The organism is Salinimicrobium xinjiangense DSM 19287, assembly GCF_000423585.1.
Classification (GTDB): Bacteria; Bacteroidota; Bacteroidia; order Flavobacteriales; family Flavobacteriaceae; genus Salinimicrobium; species Salinimicrobium xinjiangense.
Genome location: NZ_AUIG01000026.1, coordinates 67118 through 76669 on the forward strand (window position 1 = coordinate 67118; position 9552 = coordinate 76669).

General features: G+C 42.2%; 9 protein-coding genes. 4 read left to right on the forward strand and 5 right to left on the reverse strand.

The window, feature by feature from the left end:
* Positions 1 to 5: 5 nt before the first annotated feature.
* The 3 genes from G564_RS0111005 to G564_RS0111015 are packed head-to-tail and all read right to left on the reverse strand — an operon-like array spanning position 6 to position 2168.
* Positions 6 to 368: a carboxymuconolactone decarboxylase family protein gene (locus G564_RS0111005; protein ID WP_029037709.1), complete on the reverse strand. Its 363-nt coding sequence runs from the start codon at positions 366 to 368 to the stop codon at positions 6 to 8.
* Positions 365 to 1201, reverse strand: a complete 837-nt coding sequence (gene tatC / locus G564_RS0111010) for a twin-arginine translocase subunit TatC (RefSeq protein ID WP_029037710.1) — start codon at positions 1199 to 1201, stop codon at positions 365 to 367. The genes G564_RS0111005 and tatC overlap by 4 nt, the downstream gene beginning before the upstream one ends.
* A 1-nt stretch (position 1202) precedes the next feature.
* Positions 1203 to 2168 (reverse strand): KpsF/GutQ family sugar-phosphate isomerase, encoded by a 966-nt coding sequence (locus G564_RS0111015; protein ID WP_029037711.1) that lies wholly within the window; start codon positions 2166 to 2168, stop codon positions 1203 to 1205.
* 84 nt (positions 2169 to 2252) lie between these two features.
* Between G564_RS0111015 and G564_RS0111020 the strand changes: the two genes are divergently transcribed.
* The 3 genes from G564_RS0111020 (at position 2253) to G564_RS0111030 (ending at position 6461) form a co-directional block, all read left to right on the forward strand.
* Entirely contained in the window at positions 2253 to 4454 is a 2202-nt protein-coding gene (locus G564_RS0111020) for a RecQ family ATP-dependent DNA helicase (protein ID WP_029037712.1), read from the forward strand.
* 362 nt (positions 4455 to 4816) lie between these two features.
* Positions 4817 to 5278 carry an IS200/IS605 family transposase gene (gene tnpA / locus G564_RS0111025; protein ID WP_029037713.1) on the forward strand — a complete coding sequence of 154 codons (462 nt, stop codon included), beginning with the start codon at positions 4817 to 4819 and terminating at the stop codon, positions 5276 to 5278.
* Positions 5279 to 5528: 250 nt separating this feature from the next.
* Positions 5529 to 6461, forward strand: coding sequence for a peptidylprolyl isomerase (locus G564_RS0111030; RefSeq protein WP_029037714.1), 933 nt, complete (start codon positions 5529 to 5531; stop codon positions 6459 to 6461).
* A 255-nt stretch (positions 6462 to 6716) separates the two neighbouring features.
* Here the strand turns inward: G564_RS0111030 and G564_RS0111035 are convergent, their stop codons facing one another.
* Together G564_RS0111035 and G564_RS0111040 are read right to left on the reverse strand one after the other, a co-directional pair.
* On the reverse strand, positions 6717 to 7352 hold the full coding sequence (locus G564_RS0111035; protein ID WP_029037715.1) for a peroxiredoxin: 636 nt from the start codon (positions 7350 to 7352) through the stop codon (positions 6717 to 6719).
* Positions 7353 to 7499: 147 nt separating this feature from the next.
* Complete coding sequence (locus G564_RS0111040; RefSeq protein WP_029037716.1) at positions 7500 to 8069, reverse strand: thioredoxin family protein; 570 nt, start codon at positions 8067 to 8069, stop codon at positions 7500 to 7502.
* Between the two features lie 89 nt (positions 8070 to 8158).
* On the opposite strand from G564_RS0111040, the gene G564_RS0111045 reads away from it, so the two are divergent.
* Entirely contained in the window at positions 8159 to 8617 is a 459-nt protein-coding gene (locus G564_RS0111045; protein ID WP_029037717.1) for an Mpo1 family 2-hydroxy fatty acid dioxygenase, read from the forward strand.
* Positions 8618 to 9552: the final 935 nt, after the last annotated feature.

Consider the following 9552-nt stretch of genomic DNA (forward strand, 5'->3'; position numbering starts at 1 on the left):
GGAGATCACTCCCCCTTTGGGGGTTGGGGGGCTTCCAATTCTTCCCAGAACTCATATGCCCGTCTCAAATGCGGAATCACAATCGTTCCTCCAACTAATGTGGCAATGCTCAATGCTTCCATTACTTCCTCTTTGGAAAGACCTTCCTTGTAGCTGGTTTCAAGATGGTATTTTATACAGTCATCACAGCGGAGTACGGTGGAGGCTACCAAACCAAGTAATTCTTTTGTTTTTACATCAAGTGCACCGGCTGTAAATGCATTGGTATCCAGATTAAAGATGCGTTTGATGATCTTGTTGTTGTCGCCAAGGATCTTCTCATTCATCTTTTGGCGGTATTCATTAAATTCTTCTACCTGATTTTTCATTGCTTTTGTTTTTTAAGTTTTCTTTCTTCTTTCCGGGTGACAATTCGGGCAATCATGATACTCACCTCGTACAGAACAAGCACCGGAATGGCTACGATGATCTGACTCAGAATATCCGGCGGAGTAATAATTGCAGAAAGGATCAATACGATCACCAAAGCGAATTTGCGATACTTCCGAAGAAATTCCGGCGTCACGAGTCCGATCTTGGTAAGGAAATAGATGATGATGGGCAGCTCAAAAATGAGTCCGCAGGCAATCACAGATGAGCGTACCAGACTGATGTAACTGCCAATGTCGAATTCATTCAGAACAACTTCACTGACCTGATACTTTCCGAGGAAATTAATGGAAAGCGGGGTCACAAGGTAGTATCCAAAAAGTACTCCCAGGAAGAACAGTAAGGAGGAGATGAAAATAAAACCTCTTGCCGTATTGCGTTCATTGGTGTACATGGCCGGGGAGATGAATTTCCAGAATTCGTATATGATGTATGGGAAAGCCACAATAAATCCTGCGGTAATAGAGGTCCAGACGTGTGCCGAGAATTGGCCGCCCATGGTCCTGGACTGGAGCGTGAACGGCATTTCATCAAAACAGAAGCCGCCTTCTTCAATACCTACAAGGCGTGAGAGACGACAGAGGATGTCATAGGTGAAAAAATCGGCATTTGTTGGACCAAAAAGTAATACATCAAATACAAAACCTTTAGCAAGAAAAGCGGCCGTACCTGCAATTACAACTGCCAGGGTCGCCCTGATGAGGTGCCAGCGCAGGTCCTCCAGGTGATCCAAAAATGACATTTCCTCGGCGGGTTTTTTTACTTTCGCCATCCTAAATAATTCCTTCCCTTATCAGGTTGTGTAAATGCACCACCCCGTAATATTTTCCGTCCTGTACAGCCAGCAGCTGTGAGATCTTATTTTCTTCCAGCACGTCAAGCGCGTCCACAGCCATAGCATCGCTTTCAATGGTCTTGGGATTCGGGCTCATGATATCCCGGGCAGTCAGTTCTGAGATGTCAATACTTTTTTGTAGCATTCGCCTTATATCCCCGTCAGTAACAATTCCTATAATCTCTTCGTTTTCCAGTACTGCAGTGACACCGAGCATCTTTTCAGAAATTTCAATGATCACCTGAGGGATACTACTTTCGGGAGTAACTACCGGTCTCTGGTTTTGATCGGCAATATCGCTTACCCTTAAGTACAGCTTTTTGCCCAGTGCGCCTCCCGGGTGATATTTTGCAAAATCCTGACTCGAAAAGCCCCGTAGCTCAAGCAGACAAACTGCCAGGGCATCGCCTATTACGAGTTGCGCAGTGGTGCTGGTAGTAGGAGCAAGGTTGTTAGGACAGGCTTCCTTTTCCACAAAGGAGTTGAGCGTGTAATCGGCCTGTTTTCCAAGAAAAGAATCTGTACTTCCGGTAATAGCGATGAGGATATTACCAAAATTCTTGATAAGGGGAACCAGCACCTTTATCTCGGGGGTGTTTCCGCTTTTGGAAATACAAATAACCACATCATCCTGCAAAATGGTCCCCAGATCCCCGTGTATGGCATCGGCCGCGTGCATGAACACTGCGGGGGTGCCGGTGGAGTTAAGGGTAGCGACGATCTTGGTGGCGATCACGGCACTTTTTCCTATTCCGGTAATAATAACTCTTCCCTTTGATTTGTACACCGCCTCAACGGCTTCAGCAAAATTGTGGTCTAATAATTGCTCTAAATTTGCTATCGCTTTGGCTTCAGTTAAAATGGTTTCTCTGGCAACAGAGAGTATTTTTTCTTGAGGTGTCAAATTTGTAGAGTTAGAAATTGTATGAAGTAAAGAAAAACGTATCTTTATTTTGTGCAAATGTATGTAAAATTGTAACACAATTGAATGACTTCGCAGGAAATCAATTTACACGAACAGCTTAAGAAATACTTTGGTTTTAGCCAGTTTAAGGGCCTCCAGGAAGAGGTAATAAAGAGTATAGTTACCAATCATAACACCTTTGTGGTTATGCCCACGGGAGGTGGTAAATCCCTGTGTTATCAATTACCTGCCCTTATTAAGGAAGGAACTGCTATTGTGGTTTCTCCCCTGATCGCTTTAATGAAAAATCAGGTAGATGCCATCCGCGGAATTTCTTCGGAAAATGGTATTGCCCACGTGCTCAATTCCAGCCTTAATAAGACTGAAGTGAAGCAGGTGAAAGAAGACATCACAAACGGAATCACCAAATTATTATATGTAGCCCCTGAATCGCTTACCAAAGAAGAGAATGTTGAGTTTTTACGCAGCGTTAAAATCTCATTTTTGGCTATTGATGAAGCTCACTGTATCAGTGAGTGGGGCCATGACTTTAGACCCGAATACCGAAATCTGAGACATATCGTGAAACGAATAGGTGAAGATATTCCAATTATTGGGCTAACGGCTACAGCTACGCCTAAGGTACAGGAGGATATTCTTAAAAACCTCGGCATTACAGATGCACGTACCTTCAAGGCTTCCTTTAATCGTCCTAACCTGTATTACGAAATCCGGCCCAAGACCAAGAATGTAGATGCCGATATCATCAGGTTCATTAAACAGAACAAGGGGAAATCGGGTATTATTTACTGTCTCAGCCGAAAGCGGGTGGAGGAGCTGGCTCAAACCCTGCAGGTGAACGGAATTTCTGCCGTGCCTTATCATGCCGGTCTCGATGCGAAAACACGCTCAAGACATCAGGATATGTTCCTTATGGAAGAGGTTGATGTGGTGGTTGCAACCATTGCTTTTGGAATGGGGATCGACAAGCCAGATGTACGTTTTGTGATCCACCACGATATTCCAAAAAGTATTGAAAGTTATTACCAGGAAACAGGTCGTGCCGGAAGGGATGGAGGTGAAGGTCATTGTCTCGCATTCTATTCCTATAAAGATATTGAGAAGCTTGAAAAATTCATGAGTGGTAAACCTGTTGCCGAACAGGAGATCGGTCAGGCGCTACTGCAGGAAGTTGTGGCTTTTGCTGAAACCTCTGTTTCCAGACGAAAGTTCATCCTGCACTATTTTGGGGAAGATTTTGATGAAGACACCGGTGAGGGTGCCAATATGGATGATAACGTTCGCAATCCCAAGAAAAAACATGAAGCGAAGGAGGAGGTAGAGCTGTTGTTACGTACCATTAAGGAGACGAATCAGCTTTACAAATCCAAAGAGGTTGTAAATACCCTTGTTGGAAAATCTAATGCTTTGATCAAATCTCACCGCACAGATGAGCATGAGCTCTTCGGAAAGGGTGCAGAGAAAGATTCTAAATACTGGATGGCCCTGTTAAGACAGGTACTGGTTGCAGGATTCCTGCGGAAGGATATTGAGACCTACGGAGTTGTAAAACTCACCGAAAAAGGACAGAAATTCCTGAAGGATCCACAGTCTTTCATGATGACTGAAGATCATACTTATGAAGTCGGCAGCACCGACGGAATCGTATCTGCAGCTAAATCCGGAGGCGGAACCGATGAAACTCTTTTAAAGATGCTGAAGGAGCTTCGGAAAAAGGTGGCTAAAAAAGTCGGTTTGGCAACACATCTCATTTTCCAGGATCCTTCCCTTGAAGACATGGCTCTGAAATATCCGGTTACTCTGGAAGAACTTGGAAACATACATGGTGTCGGGGAAGGAAAGAAATCAAAAGCTTATAGTAAAGAGTTCGTTGATCTTATTGCCCGTTACGTTGAAGAAAATGACATTATACGTCCCGACGACCTGGTGGTAAAATCCACCGGAGCCAATAGCGGACTCAAATTATATATAATTCAGAATGTTGACCGCAAACTTCCACTTGATGACATCGCTGCAGCCAAAGGCATGGAGATGACAGACTTTATAAAGGAGATGGAGGCAATTGTCTATAGTGGTACCAAACTGAACATCAACTACTGGATAGACGAAATTCTTGATGAAGATCAACAGGAAGAAATACACGATTACTTCCTCGATGCCCAAAACGATAAGATCGAAGAGGCCATGGAAGAATTTGATGGCGATTACGACGAAGAAGAATTACGATTATACAGGATCAAATTCATCAGTGAAGTAGCTAATTAAAGGATTAAGGTTTAAGGAATAAGGAGTAATAGCCGGAACGGAAGTTTCGGCTTTTTTTGGTCGGTTTCGAAAAATATAGCCATGGATTCATGATTTTTTTGCACTTTCTAATTACTGATTATCGAACCTAGAGTACTTTTTCTAACGCTAAATTCTCCCAAGGGCAACTTTAAACTTATATACTGATAATTGTTATTTGCTTATTGTTTTAAAGCTATGAATAGACGAATAGTTTTTTCTGATTATTAAGTCCCGTAGGGACGAAAGTTCGGTAGCAAGCAAGCAGTCAAAAGAAATAAAGTCCCGTAGGGACGACAGAAATAGGACCTAATCCTTAAATTTAGAAATAATTGCGGATTATAATGGCCAATACCTACACTCAAATCCATATTCATTTCATCTTTTCCGTAAAATTTAGGCAGGGCCTAATTGGACCGCAATTGAGAGACAGACTCTACCAATACATCGTGGCGATTGTAAGGAACAATGGCCATAAAACATTAATTGTAAATGGAATGGCAGATCATGTTCATTTACTTATTGGACTACGGCCGGATCAATCCATTTCCGATCTTGCAAAAGATGTTAAAAGCAATTCTTCCAAATGGATTAATGAACAAAAGCTGACAATTGGAAAATTTGCATGGCAAGAGGGTTTCGGTGCTTTTGCACATTCTAAATTACAATTGCCTAAGGTTGTATCTTATATTGAAGATCAAGAGGAACACCACAGGAAAAAGACATTTCAAGAAGAGTATCTAGAAATTCTTGAGGAACAAAAGGTGGAATATAACGTGAAATACATATTTAAAACTCCTGAATAAATCTGTCGCCCCTAGGGGGCTATATGCTGTTTGACGAATATATTTCTACCGAACTTCCGTCCCTACGGGACTTTTTAAAATTTTTTTTATTTCTACCTACCAGGTCACTACGGTACTAATATTTTCTGTTTTCACTTTATATGTTTCCCTCATTCCTTAACATTCTCCCAAATCACACTCCTTTCCTCATACATTATTCCCTAAACATTATTCATTATATTATCTTTGCTTTTTAACTTAAAACAACGACATGAACGACGGCTTATATGCAAAACTCCAAACAACAAGAGGAGATATCACCATTAAACTGGAACATGAGAAAACACCCGGTACAGTAGGAAACTTTGTAGGTCTTGCTGAAGGAAAACTTGAAAATGAGGCAAAACCACAGGGAACACCCTACTATGACGGATTAAAATTCCACCGGGTGATACCCGATTTCATGGTGCAGGGAGGAGATCCTAAAGGCACAGGAACAGGTGGACCGGGATATCAGTTCGAAGATGAAATTCATCCCGACCTAAAACACGACCGCCCCGGCATTCTTTCCATGGCCAATGCCGGCCCGGGAACGAACGGAAGTCAATTCTTTATTACTCACGTAGCAACACCCTGGCTTGACGGGAAACACACCGTTTTTGGCCATGTTGTGGAAGGTCAGGATGTGGTAGATTCCATTAAACAAGGGGATAAGATTGAGACAGTAGAGATCATCAGGGAAGGAGAGTATGCGCAGAACTTTAATGCCGTTGAAACTTTCCGTCAGTTCAACGGGGCAAAAGCCGAAAGAGAGGCTGCAGCCAAAAGACAGCAGGAAGAATTGCTCGGCGAACTCTCACAGGGCTTTGAAAAAACCAACAGCGGACTCCGCTATAAGATGATTGCCCAAGGCGACGGGAAAAAAGCAGAGAAAGGTAAGACTGTCTCAGTTCACTATAAAGGAATGTTGCCTGATGGAACTGTATTTGATTCATCATACAAAAGGAAGAAACCCATTGAATTTCCCTTAGGTGAAGGTCATGTCATCGAAGGTTGGGACGAAGGAATTCAGCTTTTAAAAGAAGGAGATCAGGCGAGATTTGTAATACCATCTCATCTTGGCTATGGCTCAAGAGGTGCCGGCGGAGTGATCCCACCAAATGCCACACTTGTTTTTGATGTGGAGCTTGTAAAGGTGAAGTAAACAATCTTTCAGGTAAAAAAGAAACCTCAGTTTCCATTAAGAAGCTGAGGTTTTTATTTTAGACGGTAGACGTTGTCGGTTATCAGTTCTCGGTTGTCTGTTTTATTACATACCCTAGACCTTATACTTTAAACCTTTATAAGGTTGTCGGTTCTCAGTTGTCGGTTGTCGGTTGTCCGTTTGTTTTCAAAGGACAAACTCGCAAATTTTAACCTTAAACCTGGAACCTGGAACCTGGAACCTGGAACCTTGAACCTACTCAGGTTGCGGCGTCATTCTCAAATAAGGTTTCACTTCTTTGAACCCTTTCGGGAACATTTTCTCTGCTTCTTCGTTAGTTACCGATGGACTGATCACTACATCTTCACCCGACTTCCAGTTCGCCGGAGTTGCTACTTTTTTGTACGCTGTTAGCTGAAGTGAGTCAATCACCCTTAACAGCTCCTCAAAATTCCGTCCGGTGCTGGCAGGGTAGGTGATTATTAATTTGATGGATTTATCTGGTGCAATGACATAAACTGATCTTACTGTAAGGGTGTCATCGGCATTGGGATGGATCATATCATAAAGGTCTGCTACTTTGCGATCTTCGTCGGCTATGATCGGAAAGTTGACGGTGGTATTCTGGGTTTCATTGATATCCTTGATCCAGTCCTTGTGAGACTCAACACCATCCACACTTAGTGCCATCACCTTCACGTTACGCTTTTCGAACTCATCTTTGTATTTGGCTGCAGCACCAAGCTCGGTAGTACAAACCGGAGTATAATCTGCCGGATGAGAAAACAATATTCCCCAGCTATCGCCAAGGAAATCGTAAAAGTTGATCTTTCCTTCTGAAGTTTCAGCATCGAAATTTGGAGCTTTATCTCCTAAACGTAGTGTACTCATAGTCTTTCAAGAATTAAATGAATAAAGAACTTTAAATTTACTCAATAAAATTTTCTTGAAATTCTGCAGCAGTTAAATCTGAGTTAATGTTTATTCAATGATCAATAAACAAGGATCAATAAACAATTAATCCTTCATCCTTAAGCCTTATTCCTTAGGAGTGTATTTCCACTTAATAGAACAGCCTACACTGGGTTTTTGAGGTCCGGGAACAGGTCGGCTGCCAAGAATGGCATCGAGGGCTTCGCGCAGTTCCCTGCCGTTTATCGAATGGCCGTTGCCGGGGCGGGAGCTATCCAGTTGTCCGTGATACACCAGTTTATCTTCCCCGTCAAAAAGGTAAAAATCGGGAGTGCATTCTGCCTTGTAATTCCGCGCCACTTCCTGAGTTCGGTCGTAGAGGTAGGGAAAAGTAAAATTATGCTTTCGGGCGAATTTCCACATAAGATCGGGGTGATCTTCGGGGTATTGCTCCACATCATTACTGCTTATGGCTACAAAACCAAAGCCCAACACCCGGTAATCATTTGCCACCCGCACAATTTCATCGACCACATGCTTCACATATGGGCAGTGGTTGCACAGGAACATGATCACCGTTCCTCTTTCTCCTTTTACATCGGCCAGAGAGTAGAGATTTGCCGTAACGGAATCAGGCAGTTCGAAATCAAGAATTTCTGTCCCCAGGGGAAGCGTATTTGAAGCAGTTTCAGCCATATTTTTAATCTCAATGATATCCTGAAAAATACAAATTTCCTGCGGAATTTTCCCAAAATTCCTATCTTGTTCAAACTAAAACCTAAATAATGCGGAGCTTAGACCAATGGTTTTCTGAATATGCCGTTAGCCACCAGAACAAGACCAATCAGCTGATACATTACATCTGTGTCCCTGCCATTTTCTTTTCTATTGTTGGACTGCTCATGAGCATTCCGCCGGGACCTCTCACAGGTATTTTTCCCATGTATATTCCGTTTCTGGAGAACTGGGCCGTGGTTGTGCTCCTCCTGGTGCTGTTGTTCTACATGCGGCTTTCTGTTTCCATGGGAATAAAGATCCTGATATTTGCAGCACTTTGCATCGCGGGGAATTACTACATATCGCAATTTGCACCTCTCTGGCTGGTCTCGCTGATCATCTTTGTGGTGGCGTGGATTGGACAGTTCTACGGACATAAAGTAGAAGGTAAAAAACCTTCTTTTCTAAAAGATCTCCAATTTCTGCTCATCGGCCCCGCCTGGGTGATCAAGAAGGTATTTGGATAGGTTAGTATAGAGAATTAAGTAGTGAGTATTGAGTATTGAGAAGGTAAATTTTAGAAGTACGAAGTTAGAAGTAAAAGAATAAGAGAGTGGAACCTAGAGGCTGGATACTAGACTAAGGATGTTGAAGATGCCCTGTTTTTCCAAGGGTTCCGCAGATTTTGATTAAAAATTACTTTAGGTAGTGGGAAGTGAGATCTTAAAACTTCGGGGATAGAAATGAAAAAAATCGGAATTTGAATTATCAATAACACTCTTTCTGTCGATCTAACTTTTTCGGCTCCCCTGCCTGCGGCAGGCAGGCTTTCTGGAAGGGGTAAAACGAAAAAGTTTAGCGCAGTTCAATAGTTCAAATTTCCCGCTGATCTCGCAAATCTCCGCTGAATTATTTTAGCAAAAAAACTCCCTCCCTTAGGGATGGCTGGGGTGGGATGAGCAGAATTGGGAAGGGAAAAACGATCTACTACTCACCGTTTAAATTTCCCGCTGATCTCACCGATCTTCACGAATCTCTTTGTGATCTTTTTGTCCATCTTAGTGAACTTTGTGTGAAATTTTTAGAATCAGGTAATTATTTTTTTTCTGCGCTCTTTGCGGTCCCGATAGGTACCTTAGGTTTGTATTGATACTTTTTTAATTAAAAGTAGTATAATTGAAAACCTGTCAGCGATCCAGCGATAGCCTTAGAAACGCACTATCCCGATATTTGGAACTGACAGGTTTTAATGAACCAAGACCTGTATAAGATATCAGCCCTGACCTGTTAAGGTTTTTAGGTAAAGGTTCTTCTTTTTTAACTCAATCTAAACTATGAAATTTAAATCATTTATCGGAGTCGATGTTAGCAAATTATCCCTGGATATTTGTTCTATCACAGAAGACGGCGAAATTAAAAATTTTAAAATTGACAACACTTCAAAGAGTTTAAAGATCTTTTT

What these genes read in the sequence shown, in the direction of transcription:
- G564_RS0111030 (WP_029037714.1), top strand. Translation starts at nt 5,529, where the DNA reads ATGAACGACGGCTTATATGCAAAACTCCAAACAACAAGAGGAGATATC.
- G564_RS0111045 (WP_029037717.1), top strand. Translation starts at nt 8,159, where the DNA reads ATGCGGAGCTTAGACCAATGGTTTTCTGAATATGCCGTTAGCCACCAG.
- tatC (WP_029037710.1), bottom strand. Translation starts at nt 1,201, where the DNA reads ATGGCGAAAGTAAAAAAACCCGCCGAGGAAATGTCATTTTTGGATCAC.
- G564_RS0111035 (WP_029037715.1), bottom strand. Translation starts at nt 7,352, where the DNA reads ATGAGTACACTACGTTTAGGAGATAAAGCTCCAAATTTCGATGCTGAA.
- G564_RS0111005 (WP_029037709.1), bottom strand. Translation starts at nt 368, where the DNA reads ATGAAAAATCAGGTAGAAGAATTTAATGAATACCGCCAAAAGATGAAT.
- tnpA (WP_029037713.1), top strand. Translation starts at nt 4,817, where the DNA reads ATGGCCAATACCTACACTCAAATCCATATTCATTTCATCTTTTCCGTA.
- G564_RS0111020 (WP_029037712.1), top strand. Translation starts at nt 2,253, where the DNA reads ATGACTTCGCAGGAAATCAATTTACACGAACAGCTTAAGAAATACTTT.
- G564_RS0111040 (WP_029037716.1), bottom strand. Translation starts at nt 8,069, where the DNA reads ATGGCTGAAACTGCTTCAAATACGCTTCCCCTGGGGACAGAAATTCTT.